This is a genomic window from Vibrio sp. J2-3(2022), assembly GCF_021725735.1.
Lineage (GTDB): Bacteria > Pseudomonadota > Gammaproteobacteria > Enterobacterales > Vibrionaceae > Vibrio > Vibrio diabolicus.
The window spans coordinates 1-15,844 of record NZ_JAKKCK010000011.1; the positions used below are offsets into that span (position 1 = coordinate 1).

General features: G+C 45.5%; 13 protein-coding genes. 9 read left to right on the top strand and 4 right to left on the bottom strand.

Features of this window, described 5'->3' with window-relative positions; translation table 11 throughout:
• From L3V27_RS21965 to L3V27_RS21980, 4 genes are all read left to right on the top strand, one after another.
• On the top strand, window positions 1-734 hold a 734-nt coding region (locus L3V27_RS21965), incomplete at its 5' end, for an EF-Tu/IF-2/RF-3 family GTPase (protein WP_267135759.1).
• A 331-nt stretch (window positions 735-1,065) separates the two neighbouring features.
• Window positions 1,066-1,254: a bacterioferritin-associated ferredoxin gene (locus L3V27_RS21970; protein WP_031780493.1), complete on the top strand. Its 189-nt coding sequence runs from the start codon at window positions 1,066-1,068 to the stop codon at window positions 1,252-1,254.
• 101 nt (window positions 1,255-1,355) lie between these two features.
• Window positions 1,356-1,832, top strand: a complete 477-nt coding sequence (bfr, locus tag L3V27_RS21975) for a bacterioferritin (protein ID WP_237312721.1) — start codon at window positions 1,356-1,358, stop codon at window positions 1,830-1,832.
• A gap of 203 nt (window positions 1,833-2,035) precedes the next feature.
• A complete protein-coding gene (locus L3V27_RS21980) occupies window positions 2,036-3,313 on the top strand; it encodes a malic enzyme-like NAD(P)-binding protein (protein WP_006742766.1) in 1,278 nt (425 codons plus the stop codon).
• 112 nt (window positions 3,314-3,425) lie between these two features.
• On the opposite strand, the gene metJ is transcribed toward L3V27_RS21980, so the two are convergent.
• Window positions 3,426-3,746, bottom strand: coding sequence for a met regulon transcriptional regulator MetJ (gene metJ / locus L3V27_RS21985; protein WP_005381353.1), 321 nt, complete (start codon window positions 3,744-3,746; stop codon window positions 3,426-3,428).
• Between the two features lie 225 nt (window positions 3,747-3,971).
• Between metJ and L3V27_RS21990 the strand changes: the two genes are divergently transcribed.
• From L3V27_RS21990 to metF, 3 genes are all read left to right on the top strand, one after another.
• Window positions 3,972-5,135 carry an O-succinylhomoserine (thiol)-lyase gene (locus L3V27_RS21990; RefSeq protein WP_114324092.1) on the top strand — a complete coding sequence of 388 codons (1,164 nt, stop codon included), beginning with the start codon at window positions 3,972-3,974 and terminating at the stop codon, window positions 5,133-5,135.
• 12 nt (window positions 5,136-5,147) lie between these two features.
• Window positions 5,148-7,556: a bifunctional aspartate kinase/homoserine dehydrogenase II gene (locus tag L3V27_RS21995; RefSeq protein WP_182035006.1), complete on the top strand. Its 2,409-nt coding sequence runs from the start codon at window positions 5,148-5,150 to the stop codon at window positions 7,554-7,556.
• Window positions 7,557-7,817: 261 nt separating this feature from the next.
• The gene (gene metF, locus L3V27_RS22000; RefSeq protein ID WP_046874624.1) at window positions 7,818-8,720 is read left to right on the top strand and encodes a methylenetetrahydrofolate reductase; all 903 of its coding nucleotides are present in this window, start codon (window positions 7,818-7,820) and stop codon (window positions 8,718-8,720) included.
• Window positions 8,721-8,794: 74 nt separating this feature from the next.
• Here the strand turns inward: metF and L3V27_RS22005 are convergent, their stop codons facing one another.
• The 3 genes from L3V27_RS22005 to argE all read right to left on the bottom strand — a co-directional run bounded on the left by L3V27_RS22005 (window position 8,795) and on the right by argE (window position 13,801).
• Complete coding sequence (locus tag L3V27_RS22005) at window positions 8,795-9,334, bottom strand: PadR family transcriptional regulator (protein WP_005395734.1); 540 nt, start codon at window positions 9,332-9,334, stop codon at window positions 8,795-8,797.
• Between the two features lie 424 nt (window positions 9,335-9,758).
• Window positions 9,759-12,392, bottom strand: a complete 2,634-nt coding sequence (ppc, locus tag L3V27_RS22010; protein ID WP_053807712.1) for a phosphoenolpyruvate carboxylase — start codon at window positions 12,390-12,392, stop codon at window positions 9,759-9,761.
• Between the two features lie 272 nt (window positions 12,393-12,664).
• Window positions 12,665-13,801 (bottom strand): acetylornithine deacetylase, encoded by a 1,137-nt coding sequence (gene argE / locus L3V27_RS22015; RefSeq protein WP_053807711.1) that lies wholly within the window; start codon window positions 13,799-13,801, stop codon window positions 12,665-12,667.
• Window positions 13,802-13,945: 144 nt separating this feature from the next.
• Here argE and argC point away from each other — a divergent pair, with 144 nt between their 5' ends.
• Together argC and argB are read left to right on the top strand one after the other, a co-directional pair.
• The gene (gene argC, locus L3V27_RS22020; protein WP_237312723.1) at window positions 13,946-14,950 is read left to right on the top strand and encodes an N-acetyl-gamma-glutamyl-phosphate reductase; all 1,005 of its coding nucleotides are present in this window, start codon (window positions 13,946-13,948) and stop codon (window positions 14,948-14,950) included.
• A 21-nt stretch (window positions 14,951-14,971) separates the two neighbouring features.
• Window positions 14,972-15,763 (top strand): acetylglutamate kinase, encoded by a 792-nt coding sequence (gene argB / locus L3V27_RS22025; RefSeq protein WP_048626700.1) that lies wholly within the window; start codon window positions 14,972-14,974, stop codon window positions 15,761-15,763.
• The last annotated feature ends 81 nt before the right edge of the window (window positions 15,764-15,844 follow it).

The following is a 15,844-nucleotide window of genomic DNA, read 5'->3' on the forward strand; positions in this document are numbered from 1 at the left end:
AAATGGAAGTTCGTGAACTTCTATCTGAATACGATTTCCCAGGTGATGACCTACCAGTTATCCAAGGTTCTGCACTAGGCGCACTAAACGGCGAAGAGCAGTGGGAAGCGAAAATCGTTGAACTAGCTGAAGCTCTAGATACTTACATCCCTGAGCCAGAGCGTGCGGTAGATCAGCCATTCCTAATGCCTATCGAAGACGTATTCTCAATCCAAGGTCGTGGTACAGTAGTAACTGGCCGTATCGAGCGTGGTATCCTAACTGTAGGTGACGAAGTTGCTATCGTAGGTATCAAAGACACTACTACTACTACATGTACTGGTGTTGAGATGTTCCGTAAGCTTCTAGACGAAGGTCGTGCAGGTGAGAACGTTGGTGCACTTCTACGTGGTACTAAGCGTGACGAAGTTGAACGTGGTCAAGTACTAGCGAAGCCTGGTTCAATCACTCCACACACTAAGTTCGAATCAGAAGTATACGTATTGTCTAAAGATGAAGGTGGTCGTCACACTCCATTCTTCAAAGGCTACCGTCCACAGTTCTACTTCCGTACAACTGACGTAACTGGTGACATCCAGCTACCAGAAGGCGTAGAAATGGTAATGCCAGGTGACAACGTACAGATGACTGTTGAGCTAATCGCACCAATCGCAATGGACGAAGGTCTACGTTTCGCGATCCGTGAAGGTGGCCGTACAGTAGGTGCTGGTGTTGTTGCTAAGATCTTCGACTAATTCATAACGAATTAAACGAAATCTTGCACTCTTCTTCTTTATGAAGAAAGCGCATCGAGAAAGGGAAGCTTAGGCTTCCCTTTTTTATATCTAAATTATATTTGGTTATAAGTGTTCGTAGGAAATTCGTTAATTTTTTAATTTAAAAACAGAATATTACCGGCTCTATTTTTCAACACCTTTAGTCGTAACACCTAACCCTCTGATCTTTGCCAACTGTCACCAAATCTATATAACAAAATATTCTGAACAGGCCTATCAATGCGACTGGTAACAAGAACTATTCTTGTTTATATTGGTTGCCACAGGTTAATTTAATAGGTTTTTGAGTATGTACGTTTGTCTTTGCCATGGGGTCTCCGACAAGAAAATTAGGAAGTTGGCGATAGATGAAGGCGTAACGGATATTAAAGGAATCAAAAAATGCACAGCATTGGGTAGCCAATGTGGTAAGTGCATCAGACAGGCCAAGGATATTTTAGCGGAAACCAGTTACACGGTATTCAAACAAGCTAGCTAATTACTGTGAGCATGCAGTAATTAAGTAATTATTTGCCTAGCGTTTTGACACCTTCTCATTTGCTTCTACATTTAAATGAAGCCAAAGAGGAGGTTTTTGTCATGAAAGGCGATCCAATCATCATCCAACATCTCAATAAAGTGCTCGGAAATGAGCTCATCGCTATTAATCAGTATTTTCTTCATGCTCGAATGTATAAGGACTGGGGGTTAAAGCGCCTAGCAGATAAGGAATATCACGAATCTATCGATGAGATGAAACATGCCGATCATCTGATTGAGCGTATTTTGTTTCTTGAGGGCTTACCTAATTTACAAGATTTAGGCAAGTTGATGATAGGTGAAGACACTAAAGAAATGCTCGAGTGTGACTTAAAGCTTGAAATGGCCGCCATTCCAGATTTAAAAGATGCGATTGCCTATGCTGAAGACATTCGAGACTATGTGTCTCGCGATCTGTTTCAAGATATTCTTGAAGATGAAGAAGAGCATGTTGACTGGCTAGAGACGCAACTTGGCTTGATTGAAATGTCTGGCATTGAGAACTACCTCCAAGCGCAATACGTAGACGAAGAGTAATAGCGTCCAGGATTTTGCGTACTTCAATTGTAAGAAGAAAAGAGCACCTGACTCGAAAATCAGGTGCTTATCCCCGCTATCTGGTCTAATCTCTTTTATTATCGGCTTTTTAAGGATATTGCTCGCAATCTTGCCTATGAAGTTTGATTTCTATCCGATAGAATTTATGCCCCCTTACCTAAAAATAAAAAAGAGAAACGTCCATGTCTGAAGACAATCGCCAAGCAGCCACTCCAGAAGAAGAACATCGCCAAAAAGCATTGGATTACCATGCTTATCCAACCCCAGGGAAGATTGCTGTCGAATTGACAAAGCCTGCGGAAACGGCGGGTGATCTTGCCCTTGCTTACAGCCCTGGTGTTGCAGAACCAGTGCGTGAGATCGCACAAAACCCTGATAACGTGTACAAGTACACAGCGAAAGGCAACATGGTTGCTGTTATTTCTAACGGTACCGCTATTTTAGGTCTAGGTAACCTAGGTCCACTTGCATCTAAGCCAGTAATGGAAGGTAAAGCGTTACTGTTTAAGCGTTTTGCAGGTCTTGATTCTATTGATATTGAAGTTAAGCACCGCACGATCGATGAATTTGTTGATACTGTCGCAAGCATTGCAGACACCTTTGGTGGTATCAACCTTGAAGATATTAAAGCACCAGATTGCTTTGAGATTGAAAAGCGTTTAATTGAGCGTTGTGATGTACCAGTATTCCACGATGATCAGCACGGTACTGCGATTGTAACGGCGGCAGGCATGCTGAACGCGATCGAACTTCAAGGTAAGAAGCTTGAAGACTCAACGATCGTTTGTCTTGGCGCTGGCGCTGCAGCCGTTGCGTGTATGGAGCTGCTGATTAAATGTGGTGCAATGCGCGAAAAAATTTACATGCTGGATCGTAAAGGTGTGATCCACACTCGTCGTGATGATCTTAATGAATACAAGCAGCTATTCGCAAACAACACGGACAAACGCACATTAGAAGACGTGATTGAAGGCGCGGATCTGTTCCTAGGTGTATCTGGTCCAAACCTATTGCCAGCGGAAGCGTTGAAGCTGATGGCAGATAAGCCAATCGTATTTGCATGTTCGAATCCAGATCCTGAAATTAAGCCGGAACTTGCCCACGCTGTTCGTGATGATTTGATCATGGGGACTGGTCGTAGTGATTACCCGAACCAAGTAAACAACGTATTGTGTTTCCCATTCATCTTCCGTGGTGCTCTTGATGTGCGCGCAAGTGAAATCAATGATGAAATGAAACTTGCAGCCGTTGAGGCGATTCGTGAGCTAGCAAAAGAGCCTGTACCTGAAACTGTATTGAAGGCCGCAGGCGTCGATAAGCTTGAGTTTGGTGCAGACTACATCATTCCAAAACCAATGGACTCACGTTTACTACCACGTGTTGCAAAAGCTGTGGCTCAGGCGGCAGTTGATTCAGGTGTTGCTCGTATCGAGATGCCTGAAAACTACATGGCAGAGTAATATATCTATTAGATGTGATGTACAAAAAATGGGACGCAATCGCGTCCCATTTTTTATGTCATTCTTTTGGCTCGAGATAAGAGTTGCTATCTGAAGCCTCCAGTCTCGCTTTTTACTCTTCGTCAAACGACTCAAATTCGATGCCCATTTCGGTCATCAGTGCTTTTACTTCTGTTGGAATATCATCTGGACGGTCTTTACGAAGGTCTTCATCTGTTGGAAGTGGCTGACCTGTATACGCGTGCAAAAATGCTTCGCATAGTAATTCACTATTGGTTGCATGGCGTAAGTTATTGATCTGACGGCGAGTACGCTCATCAGTTAGCACTTTTAAAACTTTTAGCGGGATAGAGACGGTAATTTTTTTTACTTGTTCGCTTTTTTTGCCGTGCTCTGCATATGGGCTAATGTATTCGCCATTCCAGTCAGCCATTGCACACCTTCATTTATGTAATCGGTTAAAAATAATTTAGGTGCTGATTTTAGCTGCATTTACCGCCATAAGCAAAGACATATGGACGTCTAGAAGTGTTGACGTCTCATTTTTTGACGAGTAAAGTGAACAGAACAGCAAAGGAAGCGTGTTGATCACTTTATTTAACTCATTAGATATAGCGCATTCCTATTTAGAAGTCATTACCCGTGAAAGGATACACCCATGAGCTCTCGCAAACCTGCGACCATTGCAGTACGCACTGGTATTGAATCAGACAGCCAATATCACGCTGTCGTTCCACCTATTTATCTTTCCACTAACTACGGTTTTCCTGCTTTTGGTGAGGTACCTAAGTATGATTACACGCGATCTGGAAATCCAAACCGCGGACTGTTGGAAAGTGCGTTATCTGAACTCGAGTCTGGAAAAGGAGCGGTTGTCACGAACTGCGGTACGTCGGCATTAAATTTATGGGTGTCCGCTTTTCTTGGCCCTGATGATCTCATTATTGCTCCTCACGATTGTTATGGCGGCACCTATCGTCTTTTTAATACCCGAGCCAACAAAGGCGATTTTAAGGTTCAGTTTGTCGATCAATCTGACGAGCAAGCTTTGGATGCAGCATTAGCACAAAAACCAAAACTCATTTTGCTAGAAACTCCGTCAAACCCTCTGGTTCGCGTAGTGGATATTGCAGCTACCTGTGAAAAAGCGAAACAAGTCGGCGCGTTAGTTGCGGTGGACAATACCTTTTTGACACCCGTGTACCAAAAACCTTTAGAGCTAGGTGCGGATTTTGTTATCCACTCCACAACGAAGTACATCAACGGTCATTCAGACGTGATTGGTGGCGTGATCATCACCAAAACAGAAGCGCATGCAGAAGAGCTTGCATGGTGGGGCAATTGCATTGGTGCGACTGGCACACCTTTCGATAGTTATATGACGTTGCGAGGCATTCGTACACTTGGTGCTCGCATGCGAGTGCATGAAGAGAGTTCACAGCAGGTACTGGCTTATCTCCAGAAGCAAGCGTTAGTTAAAACCATTTATCATCCAAGCCTGCCGGAGCACCCGGGTCATGACATTGCTAAAAAGCAGCAAACGGGCTTTGGCTCTATGCTGAGCTTTGAGTTTGCCGGTTCGTTTGAGCAGTTAAAAGTGTTCGTTAAAGAGCTCCAACTGTTTTCATTGGCTGAGTCATTAGGTGGAGTAGAAAGCTTGATTTGTCATCCGGCATCCATGACGCATCGCGCTATGGGAGAGGAAGCACTGGCAGAAGCGGGGGTGTCACATCAACTATTGCGTTTGTCTGTCGGCTTGGAAGATGCACAAGATCTCATCACGGACTTAGAGCAAGCATTCGCTAAAGCTGCCCAACAATAGGAGACGAGAATAATGACTGTACAACGTCAGCTGCATAAGTTTGGTGGCAGTAGCTTAGCAAACCCAGAATGCTATTTACGCGTTGTGGATATTCTTAAGGAGTATTCGACGGAAAATGATCTTGTGGTCGTTTCGGCGGCAGGAAAAACCACTAACCGCTTGATTGAGTTCCTGGAAGGGTTAGACAAAGATGGCCGAATCGCGCATGAAGCACTTCAAAGCCTAAGGCAGTTCCAAACGGAGCTAATAGAAAATTTGTTGGAAAATGAAGTACAAGAAGAGCTATTAGCGTTACTGCATGATGAGTTCAGTACCTTATCTGAGCTGACAGCACCACTCACTGGCGCGCAAAAAGCCGCGGTACTAGGACACGGAGAAGTTTGGTCTGCTCGCCTATTGGCCGCGTTATTATCTCAACGTTCTATCCCCGCTGTCGCACAAGATGCACGAGCGTTTTTACGTGCGGAAGCCGGGACTCAACCTGAAGTTGATCGCGCTCGTTCATATCCTTTGATAAAAGAAGTTCTCGCGCAACACAATCATAAACGTGTGGTAATTACTGGCTTTATGGCTCAGAACGAGGCGGGCGAAACCATTTTACTTGGTCGTAATGGCTCTGACTATTCTGCAACTGTCATTGGTGCTCTGGCTGAAGTGAGCACGGTCACCATTTGGAGTGACGTTGCCGGTGTCTATAGTGCCGATCCGCGTTTGGTGGCAGACGCGTGTCTGTTACCGTTACTTCGATTGGATGAAGCCAGCGAACTCGCCCGTTTAGCCGCCCCAGTCCTACACAGTCGTACACTTCAGCCTGTGGCGCAAAGTACTATGGATCTCAACCTCAAATGTAGCTATCTGCCGGAATCGGGCTCCACTCGTATTGAGCGTGTCTTAGCGTCTGGCCGTGGCGCTAAAATTATTACCTCGCTGGATGATGTTTTATTGGTGCAGCTGTCTTTCATGCATGGGCACGACTTCGAAAAAACACAGAATGATGTATTACAAGCGTTGCAGCGAGCGCAATTGGAACCATTGGCATTTGAGGCACAGCCCGATCAACACACGTTGCGCTTGGCGTATACCGCAGAAATTGCCGGCGGCGCACTGAAACACTTACAAGAGCTTGCGGTTGAAGCGGAGATTAAGCTCAAAGAAGGCTACTCGCTCTTAGCGGCAGTAGGCGCTGGCGTTACGAAAAACGCCAACCATTGTTTTGGTTTTTATCAGAAGTTAAAACACTCTCCGGTTGAATTTATTTCTGAAACTGAGTCGGGGCTGAGTTTAGTCGCCGTTTTGCGTCGTACTGATACCGAAGTGTTGGTTCAAACGATTCATAGCCAGTTGTTCCAAGCGCAAAAGCGCGTGGCGGTGGCTTTATGTGGCAAGGGCAACATTGGTTCTAGTTGGTTAAATCTATTTGCAACTCAAAAAGGTGAGCTCGAAAAACGTCATGGCATGAGCTTCGACCTTGTCGCGGTCGTGGATAGTCAAACCTACTGGTTCGATGAGCAAGGTATTGATGCAGCAAGTGTTGCTGAACGATTTGATGATGAAAGCCTAGCAAACGATGGGTCTTGGTTGACTCACTTAGGAGCGCTAAAAAATTACGATGAAGCCGTAGTGCTTGATGTGACAGCGAGTAAAGACTTAGCTCAGCGCTATGTAGAAATTGCGCAGCAGGGCATTCATTTGATTTCCGCTAACAAAGTGGCGGGTTCGGCAGATAGCCAGTATTACCATCAGGTTCAAGATGCATTCGCTAAAATTGGTCGTTATTGGCTGTACAACGCGACGGTTGGTGCAGGGTTACCAATAAACCATACCGTGCGAGATCTACGTGAAAGTGGGGATGAGATCGTTGCTCTATCGGGTATTTTCTCAGGGACGTTATCATGGTTATTCCAACAATTTGACGGCTTAGTACCATTTAATGATTTAGTCGACCTCGCTTGGCAGCAAGGTTTAACAGAGCCTGATCCTCGTTCTGATTTAGATGGTTCAGATGTGATGCGTAAGCTGGTTATCTTAGCTCGAGAGTCTGGTCTCGATATTGAGCCGGGCAGCGTTAAGGTTGAATCTCTGGTACCAGAAGAATTAAGAGAACTTAGCATCGATGACTTCTTCGATAACGGAGGGCTGTTGAGTGAAATACTGCAAGAGCGCCTGACAAAAGCACAGAGAAACGACCAAGTGCTTCGCTACGTTGCTCGTTTAGAAAAAAATGGTAAAGCGACGGTGGGAGTAGAAGCGTTATCTCGTGAACATGCGCTCGCCAACCTACTGCCGTGCGACAACATTTTTGCCATTGAAAGTAAGTGGTACAAAGATAACCCACTCGTTATTCGAGGGCCTGGCGCAGGAAGAGAAGTGACAGCCGGCGCGATTCAATCCGACCTCAACCGATTAGCCGGTTTATTCTAAAGTTGCGAGATACCTAAAACCCTGGAACCCGACCAGGGTTTTTTATTTTGCCTTCAGTGCCATACTGAAGTATCGGCTTGTGATAAGTGGTGAAATAACGTTCAAGTAATAACTTGAACTATCCTCATTATTAACTTGAGAAAAATTCATAATTACAAGGTTGACATTAAATCGTATTCAATACATTCTGTAGACATATAGACGTCTAAACGTCGATTTAAGGAATTTGTTTTCGTGGCGGAGTGCCACAGGGAGAGTAAGATGGGATACACGCACGCAGGCCATATTGACGCCTTGAACCAGAATATTGCTGAGTTGTCAGACAACATCAATGTATCATTTGAGTTTTTTCCACCAAGCAGCGCGAAGATGGAAGAGACACTCTGGAATTCAGTGCACCGTCTTAAAACGCTCCAACCTAAATTTGTTTCTGTGACTTACGGCGCGAACTCTGGCGAGCGTGACAGAACGCACTCCATCATTAAAGAAATCAAAGCAACAACCGGATTGGTTGCCGCTCCTCACCTCACTTGTATTGATGCGACTCGCGAAGAGTTGATTAATATTGCCGATGATTACTGGAATAATGGCATTGAAAATATCGTTGCTCTGCGTGGTGATATTCCTCCTGGTGGCGGTGCGCCTGACATGTATGCCTCGGATCTGGTTGAGCTGCTGAAATCACGTCACGATTTTGATATCTCAGTAGCCGCATTTCCTGAGGTTCACCCTGAAGCTAAAAGTGCGCAGTCTGACTTATTGAACCTAAAACGTAAGGTAGATGCAGGTGCAAACCGTGCAATTACTCAGTTCTTTTTTGATGTTGAGTCTTATCTGCGATTCCGTGACCGTTGTGTAGCGGCAGGAATTGACGTAGAAATTGTGCCAGGAATTTTGCCTGTATCGAACTTTAAGCAAGCGTCTCGCTTTGCTGCGCAGAACAATGTGAAAGTACCAGGCTGGATGAGTAAACAGTTCGAAGGCTTGGATGATGATCCGGTGACTCGTCAGCTTGTAGGAGCTAGCCAAGCTATTGATATGGTGCGCGTACTTAGTCGTGAAGGCGTTAAGGATTTCCACTTCTACACCCTAAACCGTGCAGAGATGACTTACGCTTTATGTCATACGCTAGGCGTTCGTCCTCGCGCTGCAGTAGGTGCATAGATCGACCGGGTTTCAAAAAGACAAAAGGCTTGCCGAGTGGCAAGCCTTTTTCGTTGTATCAAAGTAAAAGGAAATTAACCAATCACTTCAAGTTCTGTTAGGACTTCTTCAGCCCAAGTGATCCACGTTTCACGTAACAGTAGGTTACGACGAAGCGTTAAACGCTCTAGGCGAGCTTGTTTGTCTAAAGTTGACGGCGTTGCGTAGTAAGCCGCTTCAATTTCTTTGTAGTGAGAAACCAGTTTGCGAGACTCTTCAACCAGTTCGGCGAGTTGATCACGGAAAGGTGTTGATGGTTGAACGGCACATGCCATCAATTTCGCTGAAAATTCATCACGAACAGTCGGGTGTGCAGTTGGTTGATCAAACCATTCTCCTAAAGCGCTGCGACCAGCATCTGTGATGGAGTAAACCTTACGGTCTGGTTTGCCTTCTTGGGGTTCTAATACGCAAGTAACCAGCTCTTTCTCGGCCATTTTATTGAGTTCACGGTACACTTGTTGGTGGCTTGCTTTCCAGAAGTAACCGATGCTAGCAGAGAATTCTTTAGTGATATCGTAACCGGTTGCGTCGCGAGTGCTAAGAACAGTTAAGATTACGTGTGGTAATGACATGTCTTCAATCCAAATGGTCAATAAACTTGTAAACAAGCTACTTATACTTTCAGCTGTGCTCTTTCTGGCACTTGAGTTTTTTAATGTATAAGTAGCACCAACAATGTTGGTCCTGTCACCTTAAAGCCGTTTATCACCTAGAGAGATGGGGAGTCCCATCATGGCTGGAGCAGGTATGATTGGATTTATGAGCTCTCAGCAGGCAAGTAGTATATAAATAATAAGCATGAAGTGGAATAGTAGGACAAAATTACCCTAAAAAACTAACATAATAATCAATAGTGTTAACTTGTGGTTTTTTATTCTTTTTGTGTGGTAATTTTTGGGTTTTTTATAGTTTATTAAACTGCCTTTTGGTTGTGCAATTATCCAGCGCCAAAAAAAAGCTGAGCACTTGCTCAGCTTTTTATTACAAATGAAGCGATTAGCCTGTGTTGCGCATGCCAGCTGCAATACCAGCAATTGTCACCATTAGCGCTTCTTCTAGGTTTGCAGATGCTTCTTCGGTTTGGCGTGTACGGTATAGCAACTCGGCTTGTAGCATGTTCAATGGCTCAACGTAGATGTTGCGCAAGCGAATCGATTCGAGTCCCCAAGGGTCATGCTGCATCAAGTTTTCGTTGTTCTCTACATTCAGTACTGCTTTGATATCTTCTTGAAGCTGAGCGCGAAGCTTTTCACCGAGTGGACGGAGTGATTCATCCACCAATCGCTCATCGTAATAGCGAGAAATATCGATATTACACTTCGAGTACACCATTTCTAACATGCCAAGGCGAGTCGAGAAGAACGGCCATTCACGACACATCTCTTCGAGCAACGCTTGGTGGCCTTTATCGATCGAGTATTGAATCGCTTCACCCGCACCTAACCATGCTGGAAGTACCAAACGATTTTGGCTCCACGAGAAGATCCACGGGATTGCACGTAAGCTTTCCACTCCGCCCTTCGGATTACGTTTTGCAGGACGAGAGCCAAGTGGCAACTTACCGAGCTCGAGCTCTGGTGTCGCTTGACGGAAGTAAGGCACAAAATCAGGCTCGCCGCGAACTACGTTGCGATAAGACTCGCAGCTAACTTCTGATAGCACTTCCATTAAGTCGCGCCATTCTTGTTTTGGCTCTGGCGGTGGCAATAGGTTAGCTTCTAGAATCGCGCTCGCGTAAAGGTTAAAACTGTTTACAGCGACATCTGGAAGGCCCAGTTTAAAGCGGATCATCTCGCCCTGTTCTGTTACGCGCAAACCACCTTTCAAGCTTTTTGGTGGTTGAGACAGAAGTGCTGCGTGTGCTGGCGCGCCGCCGCGGCCTACTGTACCGCCACGACCGTGGAATAGAGTCAGTTCAACACCTTCTTCTTCCGCCACTTTTACTAACGATTCCATCGCATGGTACTGAGCCCAGCCTGCAGACATGACACCCGCATCTTTCGCTGAGTCAGAGTAACCAATCATGACCATTTGGTGGTTTTGGATAAAGCCACGGTATAGGTCGATACCCATCAGCTGTTTGATGACCGATTCTGCATTGTTCAAGTCGTCTAGCGTCTCGAATAACGGGCAAACATCCATACGATATGGGCAGCCAGCTTCTTGCAGAAGTAGGTGGACTGCTAACACATCTGATGCAGTGCGTGCCATAGAAATAACGTAGGCACCGAATGCTTCACGCGGTTGTGCTGCAATAATCTTACAGGTGTCCAAAACCTCTTTGACAGGTTCTGATGGTTCCCAATCACGAGGCAGAAGAGGACGTTTAGATGCGAGTTCGTTGGTTAGGAAAGCAATCTTATCTTGCTCACTCCATTGCTCGTAATCACCAATGCCTAAGTAGCGGGTTAATTCAGACAATACGTCTGAATGACGCGTGCTCTCTTGGCGGATATCAAGGCGAACAAGATGAATACCAAATGCTTTTACGCGGCGCAATGTATCCAGTAGAGAGCCATTTGCGATCACACCCATGCCACATTCATTTAGCGACTGGTAACAGGCATACAGAGGTTCCCAAAGTTGCTCGACTTTTTGCAACGGAGCTTTAACGGCCAGTTTTTGACCATGGATTTTAGCATCGAGAATATCTTTGGTTTCGTTCAATAGTGAGCGAAGTTGTTTCAGGATCGCACGATATGGTTCGTGCTGATCTTCGCCAGCAAGCTCACGAACTTGGTCGTTTGAAACCGTCATAGACAGTTCACTGATCAACTCGTTGATGTCATTGAGATAAAGATCTGCGGCTTTCCAACGAGACAGAAGCAATACTTCACGTGTCACGCTATGAGTGACAAACGGGTTACCGTCGCGGTCGCCCCCCATCCAAGAAGAGAAGTGCACAGGGCGCGCATCAATTGGTAAACCTTCACCCAAGTAAGACTTCAGACGATCATTCATTTCACGTAAGAAGTCTGGCACAGCTTCCCATAGTGAGTTTTCAACGACTGCAAAACCCCATTTTGCTTCATCCAGCGGAGTAGGGCGCTGTTGTCGAATTACGTCTGAATGCCAGCTTTGCGCGATCAGTTGCTCTAAACGACGCTCGGTTTTCTTGCGCTCTTTAGAAGAAAGATCACTCAGTTCCAACTTTGATAAGCACTCGTTGATCTTGACCAACTTGTTGATCATCGTGCGACGCGTGATTTCCGTTGGGTGAGCCGTCAATACCAATTCAATATTCAGATCACGAACCGCTTGCGCAGTGTCCAGTTTGCTCACATCGTTTTGTACCAGTTTAGAAAACAGCGAGTTAATCGCGTCTGGTTCACAAATGTGCTCTTCACAATGGCGTGAAATCGTGTGGTATTGCTCAGCAATATTGGTGAGATTTAGAAATTGGTTAAACGCACGGGTAACGGGCGTTAGCTGCTCATCGGGTAGGTGTTTGATTTCTTCTATCAAGCTTTCCCTGTCTGCTTGATTACCTGCTTGAGCCGATTTGGATAATTTACGAATGGTTTCCACTTTCTCGAAGATTTCTTCGCCATGGGCATCGCGAATGGTGTTACCCAATAAGTGGCCTAACATGCGCACATTACTTTTGAGTGCGGCGTATTTCTCGTTCATTGTCGTCCTGCCTCGTAAAAAAACTACATCCATTGTCCTTGTTAAGACTCCAATCTAGCGAAAAGCACCAGTTATAGTCAAATAAAGCAGACTAAGTTTGCAATTATTCCGCTGTCTCCTGATTTAGAGCAAATTTACGGCAGCTGTAGAATAAGAAGTGAAAATTAATTACAAAATAACAAGTTAAAGAAGTGTTAAGGCTAGCGCTAAATTGTGAAGATAAAAAGATGCAGCTCAATCGAGCTGCACTGACTTTTGAGTTTATTCGCGTATTAACAGCAATACTTGACCATTGCCTTTGAAAGCACATCAATTGTGGGATCGATAAAATCAAATGAGAGAAACTCATCCGGTTGGTGCGCTTGGTCAATTGAACCCGGGCCAAGAACTAAGGTTGGACAGAGCTGTTGTAAGAAGGGCGCCTCAGTACAGTAGTTCACGGTTTCTGAACTGGTTTGGCAGATCTCTTCAACACCACCGATAAATGGGTGGTCATGTTGGCATTCGTAACCCGGAATTGGTTCATGTAACGGAATTATCTCCAAGCGTCCAGGCCACTTTGCTTCGACTTCTTTTAATGCTCCGCGCAGCATATTTTCTAGGCCATCCAGGCTGATCCCTGGTAGTGGGCGAACATCATAGTGCAGCTCACAGCAACCACAAATACGGTTAGCGCTGTCACCGCCGTGAATGTGTCCAAGGTTTAGGGTAGGGCTTGGAATGGCAAAACCCGGATGGTGGTATTCTTTCACCAATTTATCGCGCAGTTGCATCATGGCAAACATCACTTCATGCATGATCTCAATCGCGTTAACGCCTAAGGCAGGATCGGATGAATGGCCTGACTTACCCGTGACCCGAATTGCATTCGCCACATGACCTTTGTGGCCGCGAATAGGAATGAGGCTGGTGGGCTCACCAATAATGCAGTAATCCGGCTTAAAAGGGGCGTTTACGGTGAAATGTCGTGCACCCAACATGGTGGTTTCTTCGTCACAAGTGGCTAATACGTATAGCGGCTTGGTCTGCTTACTCCAGTCGACTTTTTTGACGGCTTCGTAAATAAAGGCAAAAAAGCCTTTCATGTCTGCCGTGCCTAAACCGTAAAAGCGGTTGTCTTTTTCAGTCAGCTTATGTGGATCAAAATTCCATCGCCCTTGATCGAATGGCACGGTATCACTATGGCCAGCAAGTAAAAGGCCGCCTTCACCCTCTCCCATACGTGCGATCATATTGTGCTTGCCTGGCTCGACTTCGATCACTTCAACGCTAAAACCCAGATCTTTAAACCAAGATGCGAGTTTTTCGATGACTTTTGCATTGCCCTGATCCCAGCTCGGATCCGTGGAGCTGATAGAAGAGGTGCTGATGAGTCCTTCATAGACCTCTAGAAAAGTTGGTAATTGCATGGATTCTTCAAATCTCCTGTTGACAGACAGACCACAAAAATGTAAAACACATATTAAATCATATTTAATGAATAAAAAATCAAAATAAAGCAAAAATTAAATATGAATAGTCATTTGAGCCTTTAAGTATATGGATGTCACACAATGCTAAAAACCACGATTATTGGAGCCAGCGGTTACACCGGCGCAGAGTTAGCGTTAATGGTTAATAAACACCCACAACTCACGCTATCAGGTTTATACGTTTCCGCCAACAGTGTTGATGCAGGAAAGAATATTGCGCAGCTGCACGGTAAGTTAGCAGGCATCATTGATATTCCGGTCTCGCCACTAACGGATCCACTGCAAATCGCTCAAGAATCGGATGTGGTGTTTTTAGCAACGGCTCATGAGGTGAGCCACGATCTAGCCCCAACTTTCTTGGAGGCAGGCTGTCAGGTATTCGATTTATCGGGGGCATTCCGCGTCCAAAGTGAAGGTTTTTACAACACCTTTTATGGCTTCGAGCATCAACATAATAACTGGCTAGATAAAGCTGCATACGGCTTAGCAGAGTGGAACCAGGAATCAATTAAAACTGCTCCCTTAGTTGCTGTAGCAGGTTGCTACCCGACTGCTTCGCAGTTAGCCATCAAACCTCTACTCGAAAATGCATTAGTGGATACCAATCAATGGCCTGTCATTAACGCGACCAGCGGTGTGTCCGGAGCTGGGCGTAAAGCTTCTATGGTGAACAGTTTCTGTGAAGTGAGCTTGCAACCTTATGGTGTATTTACTCATCGTCACCAACCAGAAATTGCTCAGCACTTAGGTTGCGATGTGATTTTTACTCCGCACCTAGGCAACTTTAAACGCGGCATTCTTGCCACGATCACCATGAAGCTAGCATCAGGCGTTACAGAGCAACAAGTCGCTCAAGCATTTGAACAAGCTTATCTAGGAAAGCCAGCCGTGCGTTTAAAAGGCGATGGCATTCCACGTATTCAGGATGTCGAAAATACCCCTTTCTGCGATATCGGCTGGAAGGTACAAGGCGAACACATCATTGTGATTTCAGCCATCGACAATCTACTCAAAGGTGCATCAAGTCAAGCGATGCAATGTCTCAATATTCATTATGGTTACCCAGAACTGACAGCGTTGCTGTAGTCGTTGAAAGAGGGAAATGCGATGACGCAAACCAATCAAGCTCCTTTAGTCATTAAGCTAGGCGGTGCAGCTCTATCTTGCACTCAAACCTTAAGCCAACTTTTTGGTGCCATTGCGGCTTACCAAAAATCGGCACAGCGACAAATCGCCATCGTTCATGGCGGTGGCTACCTAGTTGATGAGTTGATGGCAAAGCTTCAGCTTGAAACCGTAAAGAAAAACGGTTTACGCGTAACGCCTTACGATCAAATTCCGGTGATTGCAGGCGCACTTGCAGGCACAGCGAATAAGCTACTTCAAGGCCAAGCCATCGCAGATGGACTCAATGCAGTAGGTCTTAGCCTTGCGGATGGTGGTTTGTGTCTTGTTGAAGAACTTGACCCAGAGTTGGGCGCGGTAGGTAAAGCATCACCGGGTGATTCAACGCTATTACAAGCGGTACTAAACACAGGCGCACTGCCGATCATCAGTTCAATTGGCTTAACCACAGATGGCCAGATGATGAATGTGAATGCTGACCAAGCCGCAGTCGCGGTTGCGGGCGCATTAGATGCGGAGTTGGTCCTGCTATCAGACGTGAGTGGTGTATTAGATGGTAAAGGCCATTTGATCAAAACCCTGTCGGAACAACAAGCGAACATGTTGATCGATGGACATGTGATCACAGACGGCATGATCGTCAAAGTTAAAGCTGCTTTGGAGGCGGCCAATGATCTTGGTCGCCCTATCGAAGTCGCGACCTGGCGTTACCCAGAAAAATTAGTACAGCTATTCGCTGGTGAAAGTATTGGAACGCAATTTTTGCCTCAATAAGCATCAGCAAAAGAATTCAATATTAGGAAGTAGTAGTTGGCACTGACCGCCGAGCGCAGCGCCAGTTAAGTTTGGAGAAGA